Source organism: Burkholderia sp. AU6039, from assembly GCF_002223365.1.
In the GTDB taxonomy this organism is placed as follows: domain Bacteria; phylum Pseudomonadota; class Gammaproteobacteria; order Burkholderiales; family Burkholderiaceae; genus Burkholderia.
This window is the reverse complement of sequence record NZ_NKFK01000005.1, coordinates 2,717,930-2,736,127: the sequence shown is the minus strand read 5'-3', so window position 1 is coordinate 2,736,127 and position 18,198 is coordinate 2,717,930. Positions and strand designations below refer to the sequence as shown.

16 protein-coding genes are annotated in these 18,198 nt (G+C 67.5%); 5 read left to right on the top strand and 11 right to left on the bottom strand.

From position 1 onward, the window contains the following. Positions 1-3: 3 nt before the first annotated feature. From CFB39_RS29995 to CFB39_RS29975, 5 genes are all read right to left on the bottom strand, one after another. Positions 4-939 (bottom strand): c-type cytochrome, encoded by a 936-nt coding sequence (locus CFB39_RS29995; RefSeq protein WP_089475551.1) that lies wholly within the window; start codon positions 937-939, stop codon positions 4-6. Continuing rightward, positions 936-1,622 (bottom strand): c-type cytochrome, encoded by a 687-nt coding sequence (locus tag CFB39_RS29990; RefSeq protein ID WP_089475550.1) that lies wholly within the window; start codon positions 1,620-1,622, stop codon positions 936-938. The genes CFB39_RS29995 and CFB39_RS29990 overlap by 4 nt, the downstream gene beginning before the upstream one ends. A gap of 60 nt (positions 1,623-1,682) precedes the next feature. Then, positions 1,683-2,741: a substrate-binding domain-containing protein gene (locus tag CFB39_RS29985; RefSeq protein WP_089475549.1), complete on the bottom strand. Its 1,059-nt coding sequence runs from the start codon at positions 2,739-2,741 to the stop codon at positions 1,683-1,685. Between the two features lie 8 nt (positions 2,742-2,749). Then, positions 2,750-3,541, bottom strand: coding sequence for a transcriptional initiation protein Tat (locus CFB39_RS29980; RefSeq protein ID WP_089475548.1), 792 nt, complete (start codon positions 3,539-3,541; stop codon positions 2,750-2,752). Between the two features lie 420 nt (positions 3,542-3,961). Next, the gene (locus CFB39_RS29975; protein ID WP_089475547.1) at positions 3,962-6,151 is read right to left on the bottom strand and encodes a TonB-dependent siderophore receptor; all 2,190 of its coding nucleotides are present in this window, start codon (positions 6,149-6,151) and stop codon (positions 3,962-3,964) included. A gap of 401 nt (positions 6,152-6,552) precedes the next feature. Here CFB39_RS29975 and CFB39_RS29970 point away from each other — a divergent pair, with 401 nt between their 5' ends. After that, positions 6,553-6,999 (top strand): hypothetical protein, encoded by a 447-nt coding sequence (locus CFB39_RS29970; protein WP_089475546.1) that lies wholly within the window; start codon positions 6,553-6,555, stop codon positions 6,997-6,999. A gap of 25 nt (positions 7,000-7,024) precedes the next feature. Here CFB39_RS29970 and CFB39_RS29965 read toward each other — a convergent pair whose 3' ends face one another. The 5 genes from CFB39_RS29965 to CFB39_RS29945 form a co-directional block, all read right to left on the bottom strand. Next, positions 7,025-8,119 carry a porin gene (locus tag CFB39_RS29965; protein ID WP_089475545.1) on the bottom strand — a complete coding sequence of 365 codons (1,095 nt, stop codon included), beginning with the start codon at positions 8,117-8,119 and terminating at the stop codon, positions 7,025-7,027. Between the two features lie 102 nt (positions 8,120-8,221). Beyond that, a complete protein-coding gene (locus tag CFB39_RS29960) occupies positions 8,222-9,565 on the bottom strand; it encodes an MFS transporter (protein ID WP_089475544.1) in 1,344 nt (447 codons plus the stop codon). A 155-nt stretch (positions 9,566-9,720) separates the two neighbouring features. Continuing rightward, complete coding sequence (locus CFB39_RS29955) at positions 9,721-10,782, bottom strand: aromatic ring-hydroxylating dioxygenase subunit alpha (protein WP_089475543.1); 1,062 nt, start codon at positions 10,780-10,782, stop codon at positions 9,721-9,723. 49 nt (positions 10,783-10,831) lie between these two features. After that, positions 10,832-11,797 carry a PDR/VanB family oxidoreductase gene (locus tag CFB39_RS29950; RefSeq protein ID WP_089475542.1) on the bottom strand — a complete coding sequence of 322 codons (966 nt, stop codon included), beginning with the start codon at positions 11,795-11,797 and terminating at the stop codon, positions 10,832-10,834. Next, positions 11,794-12,873: an aromatic ring-hydroxylating dioxygenase subunit alpha gene (locus CFB39_RS29945; protein WP_089475708.1), complete on the bottom strand. Its 1,080-nt coding sequence runs from the start codon at positions 12,871-12,873 to the stop codon at positions 11,794-11,796. The genes CFB39_RS29950 and CFB39_RS29945 overlap by 4 nt, the downstream gene beginning before the upstream one ends. Positions 12,874-13,072: 199 nt before the next feature. Here CFB39_RS29945 and CFB39_RS29940 point away from each other — a divergent pair, with 199 nt between their 5' ends. Beyond that, positions 13,073-13,561, top strand: coding sequence for a MarR family winged helix-turn-helix transcriptional regulator (locus CFB39_RS29940; RefSeq protein WP_089426730.1), 489 nt, complete (start codon positions 13,073-13,075; stop codon positions 13,559-13,561). 55 nt (positions 13,562-13,616) lie between these two features. Here the strand turns inward: CFB39_RS29940 and CFB39_RS29935 are convergent, their stop codons facing one another. Next, positions 13,617-14,363 carry a TetR/AcrR family transcriptional regulator gene (locus tag CFB39_RS29935; RefSeq protein WP_089475541.1) on the bottom strand — a complete coding sequence of 249 codons (747 nt, stop codon included), beginning with the start codon at positions 14,361-14,363 and terminating at the stop codon, positions 13,617-13,619. 170 nt (positions 14,364-14,533) lie between these two features. Here CFB39_RS29935 and CFB39_RS29930 point away from each other — a divergent pair, with 170 nt between their 5' ends. From CFB39_RS29930 to CFB39_RS29920, 3 genes are read left to right on the top strand one after another with little or no spacing between them, the layout of a single operon-like run. Next, the gene (locus tag CFB39_RS29930; RefSeq protein ID WP_089475540.1) at positions 14,534-15,715 is read left to right on the top strand and encodes an isovaleryl-CoA dehydrogenase; all 1,182 of its coding nucleotides are present in this window, start codon (positions 14,534-14,536) and stop codon (positions 15,713-15,715) included. Between the two features lie 31 nt (positions 15,716-15,746). After that, positions 15,747-17,354, top strand: a complete 1,608-nt coding sequence (locus CFB39_RS29925) for a carboxyl transferase domain-containing protein (protein ID WP_089426732.1) — start codon at positions 15,747-15,749, stop codon at positions 17,352-17,354. A gap of 19 nt (positions 17,355-17,373) precedes the next feature. After that, positions 17,374-18,159, top strand: a complete 786-nt coding sequence (locus tag CFB39_RS29920; RefSeq protein ID WP_089426733.1) for an enoyl-CoA hydratase/isomerase family protein — start codon at positions 17,374-17,376, stop codon at positions 18,157-18,159. Positions 18,160-18,198: the final 39 nt, after the last annotated feature.

Here is an 18,198-nt window from a genome sequence, read left to right as displayed (position 1 = left end):
GCATCACGGTGCGCCGAGCACGCGCCCGTTCACGCTGAGCCCGTACATCGAATCGGGCGAATCGTGGAACTTCGCGCGCGTGTCCTGCACCGAGCCCGTGAAGCGTGGGTCCTGCGGACGTTCGTGGCTGTCCATGAAGGTCGCGACGTCCCACGCCTCTTGATCGGTCAGCGTGCCGCCGAGCCCGAGCGGCATGTTGGCCTTGATGAAGCCGGCCGCATTGCGGATGTCGCCCATCCCGGCGCCCCAGTTGAACGAACGCGCGCCCCACAGCGCGGGGAAGACCGCCTTGCCGCCGCTCGACTGCCCCTGGCCGTCCGCACCGTGGCACAGCGCGCAGTGCTGCGTGTAGACGGCGGCGCCGCGTGCATAGTCGGCCTTCTGCGCGGGCGGCGGCAGTTTCAGGAAACCCTGCCCCAGCAGCTTCGTGCCGACCGGCGCGCCCTTCGCGAGCCAGTACGAATAGGTCTCGAGCGCGACGAGGATCGGGTCGCCGGCCGGTGGGGCCTTGCCGTTCATGCTGTAGCGGAAGCACCCCTGCAGGCGCTCGGCGAACGTGTTCACGTGGCCGTTCTTGCTGCGGTACGCCGGATACAGCAGGTAGGCAGCCCACATCGGGCTCGAATCGGGCCGGCGGCCCGCGTCGAGGTGGCAGCTCGCGCAGGTCAGCTTGTTGCCGACGTACTTGCCTGCGAACTCGGGCGTGTGCAGGAAGATCTGCTCGCCGAGCTTCACGGTCTTGCCGAATTCGTCGGCGGGTATCGCGGATTCGGCGGGCGGCGCGAAGGGTCTGGCGGCCGTTGCCATCGTGGCCGGCGCGGGTGCGGAAGCCGCGGCCGGTGCATCCTGCGGGGTAGCCGCGAACGCCAGCGCGGGCATCCAGGCCGCACCGAGCAGGGCCGCGCGGGTGCGGCGGATCAGCGTCGTGCGGTCGATCATTGCTTGTCTCCTTGTGCCGCGCCGCCGCGCGCGTAGTAGGCGGCCACCGCGTCGATGTCGGCGTCGGACAGCTTGCCGGCGATCGCCGGCATCAGCGCCATTGGCCCGGGCAGGCGCGTGCCGTGTTTCCAGCCGTTCAGCTGGCCGGCGATATAAGCGGCCGGCTGGCCCGCGAGCGGCGGAAACGCGGTGCCCACCCCGAGGCCGCCGGGGCCGTGGCATTGCGCGCACGCGGGCAGACCCTGCGACCAGCGTCCGCGCGTCGCGAGCCACGCGCCGGTGTTCGCCGGGTCGATCGACGTGTCGTTGGAGGCCACGATGCCGGCCGGCGCGGGCAGGCTCGCGAAGTACGCGGAGACCGCATCGCGCTCGTGCGGCGTCAGCAGTGTCGAGAGCGGCTGCATGACCGGGTTCTGGCGGCTGCCGTCCGCGAACGCGGCAAGCTGCGCGGACAGATAGGCGGCTGGGGTGCCCGCGAGGCGCGGGAAACCGGTCGCCGCGTTGCCTTCGCCCTGGCTGCCGTGGCAGCCGATGCACGCGGCGACGCCCGTCGTCGTGCCCTGTGTGGCGATCGTCTTGCCGAGCGCCGCGTCGTCTGCGCGCGCCTGGCCGGCCAGCAACGCGGCCGCTGCGAGCAGCAGCGGTGCGAACCGGCGTCGCGGTGTGTCCACCGTATCGTTCACGTGTCCCCTCCTTGTTGTAGGTCGCTCGCGCGCCGCCGGACTGCCGGCGCGGCCGCGCGGTCAGCCCGCGTCGGATTGCTGCTGCTCCGGCGCGAGGTGCTGCGTCGGTGTCGCCGCATCGTATCGGCCGAAGCCGTAGCGCTGGAAAATCCGGAACGCTTCCGGCGACCGGATGAACGCGAGCCACGTGCGCGCGGCCTCCGGATGCGGCGCGTCCTTCACCATCGCCCCCGCATAGATGGCCGTCGTATTCTGCTCGGCCGGAATGTCGATGTGCATCAGCGGATGCCCGACCTGTTCCTGGAACGCCGCTTCGGATTGCCACAGCACGCCCGCGTCCGCGCGACCCTGCATCAGGAACAGCGCGGTTTCCCGATGGTGGATGTGCGTGAGCTCGGCCGTGCCGGTGCGCACCTTGTCGTCGTAGACGGTACGCGCGAGCGCGTCGCCGCCGGCTTTCACGAGCGACGCGCGGATCTGCCGCGCGACGCCTTCGAATGCAGGATTGGGCATCGCAAGCTGCACGTCGGGCCGCGCGAGGTCGTTCAGCGACGCGATGCGCTTCGGATTGCCGGCGCGCACCATGATCGTCAGCTGGTTCGTCACGTACGGCACGGCCGGGCCGATGAGCGTGCCGTCCGCGATCAGCCCGTCGATCTTGCCGAGCCCCGCGAAATACGCATCGGGCTTGACCGTCCACGTCATGTTGCCGACGGTGATCGTGCCGCCGGCCTGGATCTGCTTCACGAGCAGGCCGGGCGGGATCGTCTCCCAGTAGATGCGGCCGCGGTACTCGGGGTGATCTTCCTCGAACTTCGCGACGAGCGGCGCCATCGCGAAGAAATAGTTGCCGCCGACGAACAGCACGAGCTTCGGCGCGGTGAGGTCTCCGTGGAAATCGGCGAGTACGTCGACCTGCGGCACCGTGAATTCGAGGCCACGGTGCGTCGCGTCGTTGTTGCGGCCGTTTTGCCAGGGCGGGAAGACGGTCGCGGCGGTATCGGCGGGCGCGGCAAGCGACAGGGCCGACGCGCAGCAGAGCCACGCGGCCAGCACGGCGCGCAGCGTGCGCCGACGGCGGCGCGACGGCGGTTGCAGTTGCAGCGGGATCGATGTCATCGCGGGGCTCATTTTGCGTACGTGAAGCCGGCCTGCTGCAGTTCGGGCAGCGTGCCGACCGCGCCTGGCGTGACGATCGCCGACGGGATCACGTGGTTGGTCAGGTCCGCCGCAAGCGCATCGAGCGGCAGCTTGTCGGGATTCGCGTTTGCGCCGTCGAGCCGTTCCGCGAGTTCCCAGATCGCGTTGTGGCACGACAGGAACACGACACCACGCTGCTGCAGCGCGGCGATGCTGTTGTCGTGCGACGAGAACGCGCCGTCGGGTAACTCGTGGTCTTGCGCGCTTTTCGATTGCGCGGGCTTTGCATCGAGCAGCGTGTTGGACGGAAACGCGGCGCCGGCGAATTTCGCGAGGCCGTATTTGTCCCACGCGGCCTGGTCGAACAGCGCGAGATGCGCGCTGCCGTGCGTGGCCGAAACGACGAGGAAATCCGGATGACGGTACGACCAGATCTGCGCATTCAGCGAATTGCGCATCAGGTTCAGCCATGGGCCGCCGAGCTCGGTGTTGTCCCATACCTGCTTCGGGCCGCCGCGGTAGCCGGTCACTTCGGCGAGTGCCGCGTGATCCCACTGGTCGGGGCGTTCGAGGATCATCGGCACCGTCTTGAAGTCGCGCCGCCTCGGCGCGGCCGCGAGGCGGCGCGTGAGGTCGGCGAGGTGCGTGGCGCCGCCGGGCAGCAGCGCGCCGGTGTCGGGCGTGGCGGCGTGAGCGGGGCGCGCGGCGGCGAGCAGCGCGGTGCCGGCCGCAAGGCCGAGTGTCTTGAGCGCGCCTCGGCGTGCATGCCGGTCGGACATGGCTTATCTCCCGGAATCGTTTTTGTGGGGGGCGTGTCGCGTTGCCGTGCGGCGATTCGGCGTCGCGAATGCGTAGCCAGTCTAGCGGCGCGTGCTCGATACGGAAAATCGCGATATCGGATGGGAGGTATTCGAGCGTCTGATGATTGGACGGGGGGCGGGGGCGGTGCGAACGGCGTGGCGACCGTCGGGGCGAGCGTTGCATCCGACCTTCTTCGCAGCGCCGGGTCGTCGGAAGCATCCAGCGGACGGTTCCGGCTGCGGTCGACGAATTGACCTGATTATTGATATGGATGACTGATTATAAGGCGAGGGGAGCAAATGGTCGGCTTGTATAATCGCCCCAACGAATGCGATGCGGGCTTGCGGGTGGGCCGCCGCTTGCCGGCCAGCCCACGCCCGCATCAGCCCATCAGCCCATCAGAACGACACCGTCGTCGTCAGCGTGACGAGCCGCGGCTCGCCGACCGCGATGATCAGGTTGTTGTTGCTCGACGGGTAGTAGGTCTTGTCGAGCAGGTTCTTCACGTTGAGCTGGAAGCGCGTCGGGAACTTGCCGATCGTCGTTTCGTAGGCGGCGAATGCGTCGACGGTCACATAGCCGGGCAGCGTGAAGCTGTTTGCAGTGTCGCCGGAGCGCGCACCGACCAGACGTGCGCCGCCGCCGAAGCGCCAGCGGCCGGGCAGGTTCGCGATCGCCGTGTCGTATACCGCGAAGAGGCTGCCCGTATGGCGCGCAACGTTGGTTAGCGGCGTGTTGCTGTCGCGATCGGTCGCATTCGTGTACGCATAGCTGCCGATCACGCTCAGGTGGCGCGTGATCTGCCCCGCGACGTCGAGCTCGATCCCGCGCGAGCGCGCGGTGCCGATCGTCGACGTCAGATCGCCCACCGTGACCGCGACGTTGCGCTTGTCGATCTGGTAGACCGCGAGCGTGCCGGTGATCGCCGGCTTCAGGCTGAACTTCAGCCCGGCCTCGAGCACGCGGCCGTATTCCGGTGCGAGCGGCGCCGCGACGTTCGTGGCGACGTTCGGCTTGAACGAGCGGCTGACGTTCGCGTAGGCGGTCAACGCCGGCGTGAGCGCATAGGCGAGCCCGAACTGCGGCAGCCACACGCTGCCGCGCGAGCGGTCGGCGAACACGAACGGCCGCCCCATCCCCGATTCCTGCTGCCAGTTTTCCCAGCGCAGCCCGCCTACCGCGGTGAGTCGGTCGGTGAGCTTCACCGAGTCCTGCACGATCGTCGAATATGCATGCACCACCGAGCGCGAATCGCTCTGCTTCGGGTTGGGCGTGCCGCCCGGCGCGAGCAGGTCGTACACGGGATCGTAGAGATTGAAGCCCTTCGTCGCCTTGCCGCGGATCGTGTCGCCGCGGAAGCTGCGCTGCCGCTCGTATTCGCCGCCGATGTAGATCGCGTGGTTCATGCCGGCGAGCGTCACGTTGCCGAGCAGGCCGAGCGTCGCGATCTGGTCGGAATCGTTGCGCCCGAGATTCGCATCGGACGAGCGCGTCAGTGCGCCGGTGGTGCTGTTGAACGCGGTTGCGCGGGTAATGTACTGATCGTAGCGATCGCGGCCCCAGCCGTAGGTTGCACGCACGCGCCACGCATCGGAGAAGCGGTGCTCGACGCGCGCACGCAGCGTTTCCTGAATGCCGGTGCTCTGCGACCACGCTTCCTCGTAGCGGCGATAGCGCAGCGCATCGTCGAGCTGGCCGTTCACGAGCACGGTGCCGCGATCGAACGGCGTCGTGTAGTCGACGTACTGGTAGCTGACGTCGATCGACGTGTTCGCGTCGTGCCACGACAGCGCGGGCGCGATCAGCGCGTCGCGCTGGCGGCCGAAGCTGCGCCAGTAGCGGCTCGTGTCGTACTGGCCGGTCAGCCGGAACGCGAGCGTGCCGCCCGCGACCTGGCCCGGCTTGCCGAGCGGGCCCGTGAGATCGAACGTCGCACTGCTGCCGCCGTGGCTCGTACGCGAGGCCGAGATCGAGCCGCCGAAGGCGTCTTCCGGCTTGCGCGTGACGAGGTTGATCACGCCGCCCGGATCCTGCATCCCGTAGAGCAGCGACGCCGGGCCCTTCAGCACTTCGACGCGGTCGATCGTCGCCAGGTAGCTGTGCAGCACCGGCGTGCGCACGCCGTCGACGAGCACGGAGCCGTCGTTGTTCGACCCGAAGCCGCGTTTGATGAACGCGTCGCGCGTGCCGCCGAGGGTGTTCGTTTGCGTGACGCCGCTGATGTTGCCGAGCACGTCGTCGAGCGAGCGCGCCTGCTGGTCCTGCATCACGCTGCTGCTGACCACCGCGACCGATTGCGGAATCTCCTTGATCGAACGGTTGTCGCCGCCCGCGATGCTCGTGGTGCGCGGCTGATAGCCGACTGTCGGATCGGCGGTTGCCGATGCGCTGACGCTGATCGCCGGGAGTTCGCGCGCGGCCGTCGGCGCGGGTGTGGAAGCGGAAGCAGGGGCGGCGGATTCGGCGTCAGCGCGTTCTGCGGCGGACGCATGCGTGCCGCTCGCAACGCACAGGGTGATCAGGGCAGGCAGGCTCGTGCGCCACGGACGCAGGGTCCGGGCACGGCGGGGTGTTCGGCGGGATGGCATGAATCGATGCAGGACGGAGTGCTAAGGATCGGGGCGCGGGCCGCGGCGTTTCGCCATGACCAGGACGCGAATAATATATGTAATGAGAATCATTTGCAATTGTAATGAGGTGATCTGCCCCACGGGGACCTCGGTTGCCGGCCTGCCGGCCGTCTGCTACCGTAGCGACCAAAATCAGACGCAGTGAAATTCAATGAGAGAGCCGGGGGCCGCACCATGTCACCTTCCTGTCACGTCGCGTTCAGCGCGACGCTGCGCACCGCACACGACCATGCGGGTGGAGAAGTGATCGCAGCCGTGTTCCGCCATTCGAACGATTAAAGCAACGGAAGCGAATTCGTCCGGCGCAAGCGCCGGGCTTCAATTACTTCAACCACCACGCTAGACGGGAGAGACCACCCATGAAAAAGATTTCCGCGCCGTTCGCGGCGGCCGCGCTTGCGGCATGCACGATGCTGGCGGCCGTTTGCCAGAGCGCCTGCGCCGCATCGGACACCGAGCCCGCGATCGACGCGCATTACGGCGCCGTGATCGAGGCCTACACGCAGGACATGGCCGCCGCGAAGACGAAGTACGACGGCAAGCGGCTCGTGTTCGTCGGCGCCGTGATCCGGATGGGCAGCGATCCGGGCGGCACCTATTTCGGCGCGCTGACGAAGGACGGCGAGCAGTTCGACACGCATTTCGACGTGGCCGACCAGGATGCGCTGAAGCCGAAATTCCCCGGCGGCGAGATCAAGCCGTTCGTCACGTCGGCGGCGTTCCGCTTCAGCTGCGTGAACGAAGGCTATATCGATGCGCCGGTGCTGCCGGGGTTGAAGCTCTCGCACTGCAAGCTCGCCAACTGACCTGCGCCGGCGCGGTGTCCGGCGTTCAGAACTTCTGCTGGATGCCGGCCATCACGCCGAGCTGGTTCATCCCGGTCCCGACCGTCCCGCCGGCGGCGACCGCGTTCGCCGCCAGCGTGCTGTTGAACATGTAGCCCACCGACGTATAGACGGTCGTCCGCTTCGACAGGAAATAGTTCGCGCGGCCGACGAGCAGCGTGGCATTCGTGCCGCCTTCGCTGTTTTCGCGGCGCTGCAGGTAGCGTACGCCCTGAAGGTCGAGCGCGAGGTAGGGCGTCGCGTAGTACGTGCCGCCGGCGAACACGATATCGGCCTGCAGGTGTTCGGCCGCCGCGAGGTTGCGGCGGATCCATCCGGCGCCGAGTTTCGCCGGGCCGATCTTCACGTAGCCGGCGACGATGTCGCGCGTGTCGGTGTACGCCGGATTGTTCAGCGGCGCGAGCGCGCCGCCGCCGCCGCGCATCACGTCGTGCGACGCGGCGAGCCCGAAGTTGCTCGCGTCATACGCGAGCATCGCCGTGTACTGGCGGCAGGCGACGATGTCGCCTGGCACCTGCCCGGCACAGCCCGTCGCCGACGGCCCTGCCGGGCCGGCTGCGTCGCGGCCGAAGCTGTAGGTGGCGCCGAGCGTCACGCCGTGGAACGTGCCCTTGTAGCCGATCGCATTGTCGCTGCGCGCGTTCGGCAGATAGGAATCGAAATCAGCCATCGAGTGAATCGACGGGCCGATCACGTCCGCATTGGTCAGCACGATCATCGACATGTTCATCTGGCGGCCGAGGGTCAGCGCGCCGAACGGACCGTTCACGCCGACGTTCGCCTGTCGCCCGAACAGGCGCCCGCCGTAGTTCAGTGCGCCGGTGCCGGGCTGGAAACCGTTTTCGAGCACGAAGAAGGCCTGGTAGCCGCCGCCGAGATCCTCCGTGCCTCGCAGCCCCCACCGTGACGGCACCTCGCCGGTGAGCGTCGGCATGCCCGTGAACGATCCGCCGTGCGCGGCGTTGTTGTAGTAGGACACGCCGGTATCGATGATCCCGTACAGCGTGACGCTGCTTTGCGCGCAGGCCGGTCCGGCCAGTGCCATCGCCGTCGCGAGCGCGACGCCCAGTTTATTTTTCATGGCTGTCTCCAAACAGTATGTAGAAATACTTATCGATTTTTATAGTGACCCGGACGAATCCGGGATGCCGACAGGTATCGGCAAGACGGCTGGCGCCGCGTGTTACGACATCGCCGGGTCGCGTTGCCGGCGCGGCGCCGCGGCCCGGGAGCCCACCATGACGACGGCGATTGCCGCGCCGGCCATCGGCACGAGGAACGCGAGATAGAGATGGGGCACGGACCAGCCGTCGTCCAGCAGCGCACCGACCGTCATCGGCGACAGGATCGCGCCGAGGCGGCCGATGCCGACCGCGAGGCCGATGCCGGTCGTGCGGATTTCGGCGGGGTACGGCGTCGGCGACAGCGCATACATGCCGGCCACGCACGCATTGATCACCGCGCCGAGGAACACCGCGACGGTCATCCCGATGCCGAGCGAGCCCGTGTTCGCGCCGAACACGACCATCAGCGCGCCGCCGAGCAGCAGGGTCGCGCCCAACAGGTTGCGCAGGCCGAAACGCGTCGACAGCAGGCTGAAGAGCGAGGCGCCCGCAATGCCGCCAAGGTTGAGCAGGACGCCGCCGGTGACGCCCTGCGATGCCGACAGCCCGGCCTGGACCAGCAGCTTCGGCGTCCAGCTCACGACGAAATAGAAGCTGCCCATCACGAGGAAGAACGCGATCCACAACGCGATCGTGCGGCGCGCGAGCGGTGCGCGCAGCACGGCCGTCCAGCTCGACGCGGGGCTTGCGGTGTCGATCGACGAGGCCGCGGGCGGCAGCGCGTCGATCGGTGCGCGCTTCATTCTCGCGAGGATGCGGTTGATTTTCTGCAGCGCGTGGTCCGGACGCCTCGCCAGCAGGAAATCGAGCGATTCCGGCAGCAGCGCGAGCACCATCGGGATCGCCAGCAAGGTCAGGATGCCGCCGAACGCGAACACGCTGCGCCATCCCCACGTCGACAGCAAGTAACCGGCGATGACGCCGCCGGCGGTGGCGCCGATTGCGTAGCCGGTCGACTGCATGCCGATCGCGGCGCTGCGCCATTTGTTCGATGCGTACTCGCCGCTGATCACGGTCAGGCTCGCCAGCATGCCGCCGATGCCGAGCCCCGTGTACGCACGCGCGACGGCGAGTTGCAGCGTGCTGTGCGTGGCCGCGCAGGCGAGCATCCCGGTCGAGATCACGGCGAGGCAGAGCAGGATGATGCGGCGGCGGCCGACGCGGTCGGCCAGCGGCGCGATCAGCACCGAGCCGATGCCCATGCCGGCCAGCCCGGCACTCAGCAGCAGGCCGATTTCCTTGCCGCTCAGTTTCCATTCGGCCGCCAGGTGCGGTGCGGCAAACGCGACGGCCAGCACATCGAAGCCATCGAGCATGTTCAGCACGACGCAGGCCGTGACCGCCATCGTCTGGAACGCGCTCATCGGGGATTCGTCGATCGTATTGCGGATATTTGCGCTCACGTCAAAGACCCTTCATAAAATAGTATGACTAATCAAATGGAATGGCATTGAAGCCGGGTAGCGAATGGGACGAAAGCGAACGCGTGGGGTTGACGGGCATCCCCCGGGAACCCCCGCTGCTGCCGGCAGGCGCCGCTAGTGCGCCGGCAAGATGCTTACGCGGGTTCGGGTTGCAGCAGCAGCCGCTCGATCACGCGCCGCGCACGATTGGGGCCCGCGTCGACGTGAATGTCGAGCTGTCGACCGTCCGGAAAGCGCAGCTGATTCCGGTATTGCGCTTCGATCACGGCCTTGTCCTCGTCGAACGTCGCCGCGGATTGCTCGATGACCGTTTGCGCGATGCGCTCGACGTCGTGCTGCGGATTGGTCGCGACGGTCCAGAAGTAGTGCGTCGTCGTTTCCGTCTCGGGCGTGATACCGTGGAAGCCGCGCATGTGAAGGCCGCCGCGTGCCGGATCGTGCAGGTCGCCGGTGCCGGCGTCGATCGCGCCGGTCCAGATCCGGATGTGCGACACGTGGAACTCGATTTCCTGCCAGCGATCGACGCGGGCCGCGAACGGCCATGCGGCGGTGTAGGTCGGCGGCGGGACGGAATCCGGCATCCGGCGCACCAGCGTCACCGTGTCGCCGTCGCTGCTGACGCGGGTTTCCGCGCCCATATGCAGCGGCGCGTTGCCGCCGATCGTTTTCAGATGGACATAGCCGAGGTGGCTCAGGTCCATCAGGTTGTCATGAATCAGTTGATACGGCGCGTCGTAATGGTACTGGCCGCCGCCGAACCGGTATTGCGGATCCGTATGGAATGTGTAGCGCGGCGGCGCGCAGGTCGGTTGGGCGTGCGCGTCGGCGCCGATCCAGATCCACACGATCGCGTCCTGCTCCTGCACCAGATACGCCGACACGCACGCCTTGGCCGGTATCCGGTCCTGCCCGGGAATCTCCACGCATGCGCCGCCGCGGTCGAACAACAGGCCGTGATAGCCGCAGCGCAGGCCGCGCGCTTCGAGCGAGCCGCACGACAGCGGCAACGACTTGTGGCAGCAGCGATCCTCCAGCGCACCGACTTCACCGGACGGCAGCCGGAACAGGACGACCGGATGGCCGAGCAGCGTGCGGGCGATGGGCTTGTCCGTCAGTTCGGATGACAGTGCGGCGACCCACCATCGGTCGACCGGGAATTTAGCAGTATTGATTGATGGCCGGGCAGGTTGCGCCATTGATCGTCTCCATTGTGGTGGTGGGCCGCCTCGAGTCGGGCGTGTCCGTCTACAGGTCGAGTACCAGCAGGTCGGTTCGCGCTCGCGAGCAGCAGGGCATGAACTGGTCGCCGGCGGCTTTTTCCTCGTCGGTCAGATACGCATCGCGGTGATCGGGCTCGCCTTGCAGCACGCGTGTCAGGCATGTGCCGCAGACGCCTTGCTCGCACGACGTCAGCACGTCGACGCCGTTTGCCGCGAGCGCCGCGATGACCGTGCATTCGGCCGGCACGTCGATCACCTGGCCGCTGCTCGCGATCCGGACCTGGAACGCGCGATCCGCGCCGGACGCCGCCACCGCGCCGCCGAAGAACTCGTAGTGCAGTCGCGCTTCCGCCCAGCCGCGCTCGCGCGCGGCGTTCAACACCGCATCCATGAAGCCGCGCGGCCCGCATACGTACAGGTGCGTACCTTCGGGCGCCGCGGCGAGCACGGCGGCCAGGTCGAAGCGTTGCTCGGGCGCGCCGTCGTCGACGTGGAAGCGGGCGCGATCACGGAATCCGGCCGCGTTGATCCGCTCGACGAAGGCCATGCGGTCGGCCGAGCGCGCGCAGTAATGCATGTCGAACGCGACACCGGACGAGAACAACCGTTCCGCCATGCTGAGGATCGGCGTGACGCCGATCCCGCCTGCCAGCAGCAGGTGGTGCGGCGCGTCGGGGGCGAGCGGAAACTGATTGCGCGGCACGCCGATCCGCACGGTATCGCCTTGCCGGACTGCATCATGAATGGTGCGCGACCCGCCGCGACCGTCGGCATCGCGCAGCACGGCGATCTGATAGCGATCGCCGTGCTCCGGGTGGTTGCACAGCGAATACTGGCGCACGAGGCCGCCCGGCAGATGCACGTCGATATGGGCGCCGGCGTCGAAGCGCGGCAGCGGCGAGCCGTCATCGCTGACGAATTCGAAGCCGCAGATGTCGCGTGCTTCCTGCCACTTGCGGGCCACGCGGACCGTCAGCGTCGCGGCGCTCATGACGCCTCCCTGACCTGCGCGACCGGAATCACGGGCCGCGACGGGCTCGACGCCTGCTCGTCGGCGAGCAGCCGCTCGATCACCTTGCGCGACAGCACGCCGCCGGCGTCGATGTTGAGCTTGAGCAGCTTGCGATCGGGCCACTTCTCCAGGTTGAGCTGCTGGCGCTCGAGCATCTCGAGATCCTCGGCGAAGATCTTGCCCTGGCCTGCGCGGATCTCGGCGGTCAGTGCGTGATCGTCGGGCCGGAAGTTGCGCGCCATTCCCCAGAAATACCAGATCGAGGTGTCCGTCTCGGGCGTGATGAAATCGACGACGATCGACGACGCCTTCAGGTCGGCCGGCGCGTCGTAGCCGCCGTGGCCAGCATGCGCGACACCCACTTCGATCATCACGTGGCTCGGCGGGGCGAAGCGGCAGATCTGCCAGCGGTCCACCGGCACGTCGTCGGCCAACCCGTTGCCGCGCAATGCCATCTGCCAGAACGGCGGCGGCATCACGTTCTCCATGAAGCGGCTCGTGACGACTTCGTCGCCGTGGCTGGTGGTCTTCGGCGGCGCTTCGTCGATTTCCTTCTGGCCGATGCTCGACGCATGCACGTAGGTTTCGTGCGTGAGATCCATCAGGTTGTCGATCATCAGCCGGTAGTCGCAGCGGATGTGGTACAGGCCGCCGCCATGGGCCCAGGCCGGATCCTCGGCCCACGCCAGCACGGGCAGTTTCGCGGGATCGGCTGCCGACGCATCGCCCGGCCAGACCCAGATGAATCCATATCGCTCGATCACCGGGAAGCTGCGAATCGGCGGGAAGCCGCCGACACGCTGGCCCGGCATGCCGGCCGCCTTGCCGTTGCAGCCCATTTCCAGCCCGTGATAGCCGCACACGAGTACGCCGTCGCGCACGAATCCCAGCGACAGCGGTGCACCGCGGTGCGGGCAGAAGTCCTCGAGCGCCGCGACCTGGCCCTCCGCCGCGCGATAAAACACCATCGACTCGTTGCAGATCTGGCGGCCCAGCGGCTTGCCGTCGATTTCATCGGGCGTGCACGCCACGTACCAAGCATTCTTGAGAAACACGTTCGTCGTCTCCTTCAGGTCGATGCCGCCGGTACGCGGCATCTCTTCATTCCGTGTACTGAATGAGATTCAGTGTACTCATCGAGATTGGCTGGAGCAAGGCGGGCGGTATACTGGTTTTCCCGGGAAATGGCGCGAGGCAGCGCCATGCCGTCGGCGCGTGCAACCGGCATGCGCCGTTTATGTCATCGACTCATTCATGGAAAAAACGAATCCCGCCGACCTGCCGGTTTTCCCGCTCGATCTGTACGACGAACCCGGGCACCTGATCCGGCGCGCACACCAGATCGCGGTTGCGATGTTCTACGAGAAGCTGGGCCGGGACGTGACGCCGGTGCAGTACGCGGTCCTGCGGATGCTGTACGAGTGCCCGGGGCTCGATCAGGTGACACTCGCGCAGCGGGTCGCGCTCGACACGTCGACGACCGCGGATCTCGCGGTCCGGCTCGAAGCGAAAGGATTGATCGTGCGCGAAGTGCTGCCGCGGCGTCAGCGCCGCTTGCTGCTGACACCGGCGGGCGTCGAACTGCTTACGCACCTGATTCCGTCGGTGAAGGAATTGCGCGCCGGCCTGTTCGACGGGATGGGGGAGGACGATTCGCAGGAACTGGTGCGCCTGTTGCGCAAGTTCGTCCATTTGAACAACGAGCAGAGCCGCGCGCCGCTGCGCGTTGGCGACGAGTCGTAACGCCCTCGACGCCCAGCAGCGGCGGGGAAGCGGCGGGCGCGCTGCCCGCCGTGCGTCACCCGCGCGTGCTGTCGCCTTCCAGCCGCCGCACGGCTTCCGCCACTTCGTTCCTGAAGCGCACGAGCGCCGCCTGTTCCGGCGCCGGCGGCTGCACGGCCGCCCACAGCATGTCGACGAGCTGCGTGGCCGTCGTTTCCGTATCGAGCTTGCGGTGCCCGAGGATCGCGTCCCACAGCACGTGCTCGATCGGCCCGAACACCATCGAGCGCAGCAGACTCAGCGGCAGGTCGGTGCGCACCTGCCCGGCCGCCTGGCCGCGTGCGAGCACGTCCATCAGCGGCGCGGTGTAGCGGCGCTGCAGCGCGGTGAGCTCGTCGCTCAGCGCGTGCTGCTTCGCACGGCCTTCCGACAGCACGAGCGCGCACAGGCCCGTGCCGTTCACCAGCATCAGCCGCAGATGGGTGCGCACGATGAAGGCGAACTGCTGCCGGACCGACGCGTCCTGCGGCATCCCTTCCTCGAACGCGGCGATGTTTTCGTCGTACCAATCCGCGATGACACGCGCGCACAGCTCGCGCTTGCCGCGGAAATAGCTGAACACCGTCGCTTCCGATACCCCCACGCGCTGCGCGATCTCGGCGGCCGTCGCATGCTCGTAACCTTTTTCGGCGAACACTTCCCGGCCGGCGCGCAGAATGTCCTGCACGCGTTGCTGGGATTTGCGCCCGGCGGGCGCGCGCGGCGTGTCGGCGCGGTCGGCTTTGACGGTGGCGGTCATGGTGTCGGCGGTAGCGGCTGTCATCTCGGCATGATATCTGAGTGTCACTCAAAAAACTATTGACGCCGAACCCGACGAGGCGCGAAACTGTGCCAAATTTACGCTGTATCGGTCAATGAATCTAGGTATTCATTCGATTTGAGCGAAACTCAGAAATCGGTGAGTGCCCCACACTTTCTGGAGACGGAGGAGACATGATCAACCTGCCCGGTGTGCAATTCATGCTCGGTGAAGACATCGAGATGCTGCGCGACGCCGTCGCGACGTTCGCGGCGAAGGAAATCGCGCCGCGCGCGGCGGAGGTCGACCGCACCGACCAGTTTCCGATGGATCTGTGGAAGAAGTTCGGCGATCTCGGCGTGCTCGGCATGACGGTGGCCGAGGAATACGGCGGCGCGAACATGGGCTACACCGCGCACATGGTCGCGATGGAAGAGATCTCGCGCGCATCGGCGTCGATCGGCCTGTCGTACGGCGCGCACTCGAACCTGTGCGTGAACCAGATCCACCGCAACGGCACCGACGCGCAGAAACAGAAATACCTGCCGAAGCTCGTGTCGGGCGAACACATCGGCGCACTCGCGATGAGCGAGCCGAATGCCGGCTCCGACGTCGTCAGCATGAAGCTGCGCGCGGACAAGCGCGGCGATCGCTACGTGCTGAACGGCACGAAGATGTGGATCACCAACGGCCCGGATTGCGACACGCTGGTGGTCTACGCGAAGACCGACCTCGAAGCCGGCCCGCGCGGCATGACCGCGTTCATCGTCGAGAAGGGGATGAAGGGCTTCTCGGTCGCGCAGAAGCTCGACAAGCTCGGCATGCGCGGCTCGCACACGGGTGAGCTGGTGTTCCAGGACGTCGAAGTGCCGGAGGAAAACATCCTCGGCCAGCTCAACGGCGGCGTGAAGGTGCTGATGAGCGGCCTCGACTACGAACGCGCGGTGCTGTCGGGCGGCCCGACGGGCATCATGGCCGCGTGCCTCGACGCGGTGGTGCCGTATATCCACGACCGCAAGCAGTTCGGCCAGGCGATCGGCGAATTCCAGCTGATCCAGGGCAAGATCGCCGACATGTACACCACGTTCCAGGCATGCCGCGCGTACCTGTACGCGGTCGGCCGCCACCTCGACTCGGCCGGCAGCGATCACATCCGCCAGGTGCGCAAGGACTGCGCGGGCGTGATTCTCTACACGGCCGAGAAGGCGACGTGGATGGCCGGCGAGGCGATCCAGATCCTCGGCGGCAACGGCTACATCAACGAATACCCGGTCGGGCGCCTGTGGCGCGATGCGAAGCTGTACGAGATCGGCGCCGGCACGAGCGAGATCCGCCGGATGCTGATCGGCCGCGAGCTGTTCGCGGAAACGATGTAACGCCCCACGTCACGCGAACGGAGCCCCGTCGATGCCGATCATCGAATCGAAACTGAATCCGCGCTCGGAAGACTTCCGCGCGAATGCCGCCGCGCTCGAGGCGGTCGTCGCCGACCTGCGCGCGAAGATCGAACAGCTCGCGCAGGGCGGCGGCCAGGCCGCGCGCGACAAGCACCTGTCGCGCGGCAAGCTGCTGCCGCGCGACCGCATCGCGCAACTGCTCGACCCGGGCGCGCCGTTCCTCGAGTTCTCGCAGCTCGCGGCGAACGGCATGTACAACGACGACGCGCCGGGCGCGGGCGTCATCACCGGGATCGGCCGCATCGCGGGCCGCGAATGCGTGATCGTGTGCAACGACGCGACGGTCAAGGGCGGCACGTATTACCCGGTCACCGTGAAGAAGCACGTGCGCGCGCAGGAAATTGCCGCGGAAAACCGGCTGCCGTGCGTGTATCTCGTCGATTCGGGCGGCGCGAACCTGCCGAACCAGGACGACGTGTTTCCCGATCGCGACCACTTCGGCCGCATCTTCTTCAACCAGGCGACGATGTCGGCGGCGGGAATTGCGCAGATCGCCGTCGTGATGGGGTCATGCACGGCGGGCGGCGCATACGTGCCGGCGATGAGCGACGAGTCGATCATCGTGAAGGAGCAGGGCACGATTTTCCTCGGCGGGCCGCCGCTCGTGAAGGCCGCGACCGGCGAGGAAGTGAGCGCCGAGGATCTCGGCGGCGGCGACGTGCATACGCGCCTGTCGGGCGTGGCCGACCATCTCGCGCAGAACGACGCGCATGCGCTGTCGATCGCACGCAACATCGTCGGTCACCTCGCGCCGAAGATCGCGTCGCCGGTCGCGTTGCGCGAGCCGAAGCCGCCGCGCTACGACGCGAAGAGCCTGTACGGCGTGATTCCGGTCGATACGCGCAAGCCGTTCGACGTGCGCGAGGTGATCGCGCGCATCGTCGACGATTCCGAGTTCGACGAATTCAAGGCGCGCTACGGCACGACGCTCGTCACGGGCTTCGCGCACATCTGGGGCCACCCGGTCGGGATCGTCGCGAACAACGGCATCCTGTTCTCCGAATCGGCGGTGAAGGGCGCGCATTTCATCGAGCTGTGCTGCCAGCGCAAGATTCCGCTCGTGTTCCTGCAGAACATCACGGGCTTCATGGTCGGGCGCAAGTACGAGAACGAAGGCATCGCGCGGCACGGCGCGAAGATGGTGACGGCCGTGTCGAACGCGAAGGTGCCGAAGTTCACGGTGATCATCGGCGGCTCGTTCGGCGCCGGCAACTACGGGATGTGCGGTCGCGCATTCGGCCCGCGCTTCCTGTGGATGTGGCCGAACGCGCGCATTTCGGTGATGGGCGGCGAGCAGGCCGCGTCGGTGCTCGCGACGGTGCGCCGCGACGGCATCGAGGCGAAGGGCGGTTCGTGGTCGGCCGAGGAAGAGGATGCGTTCAAGCAGCCGATCCGCGATCAGTACGAGCGCCAGGGCCATCCGTATTACGCGAGCGCGCGGCTGTGGGACGACGGCGTGATCGACCCCGCGCAGACGCGTGACGTGCTGGGGCTTGGCCTCGCCGCGTCGATGAACGCGCCGATCGAGGACACACGCTTCGGCGTGTTCCGCATGTAACGGCCGGGAGGGCTGAACGATGCGATACGAAACGATCAAGGTAAGCGAAGCCGGCCGCGTGGCGACCGTCACGCTCGCGCGTCCCGACGTGCGCAATGCGTTCAACGAGACGACGATCGCCGAGCTGACCACCGCGTTCGAATGGCTCGACGCGCACGAAGGCGTGCGCGCGATCGTGCTCGCCGCGGAAGGCGCGGCGTTCTGCGCGGGCGCCGACCTGAACTGGATGAAGAAGATGGCCGGCTACTCGGACGACGAGAACCGTGCCGATGCGCGCAAGCTCGCGCGGATGCTCGAGGCGATCCATCGCTGCGGCAAGCCGGTGATCGCACGCGTGCATGGCGACGCATATGCGGGCGGCGTGGGCCTGGTGGCGGCGGCCGACATCGCGATCGCCGCCGACGGCGTGAAGTTCTGCCTGTCGGAAGCGCGGCTCGGGCTGATCCCCGCGACGATCGCGCCGTACGTGGTGCGCGCGATGGGCGAGCGCGCGGCGCGCCGCTACTTCACGACGGCCGAGGTGTTCGACAGCACGCGCGCGGCGTCGCTTGGCTTCATTCACGACGCGGTGCCGGCCGACGCGCTCGACGACACGGTCGCGAAGCTGGCCGCGACGCTGGTCGCGAACGGCCCCGACGCGGTGAAGGCGTGCAAGCGGCTCGTCGCCGATGTCGCCGGCCGGCCGCTCGACGCGACGCTGATCGAGCAGACCGCCGACTGGATCGCGCGCACCCGCGCCGGCGCGGAAGCGCGCGAAGGGATTGCGTCCTTCCTCGAAAAGCGCACGCCGTCGTGGCGTGAATGATCGCGCAGCGCGCGTGACCCCCTCTTTCCGGACGACACC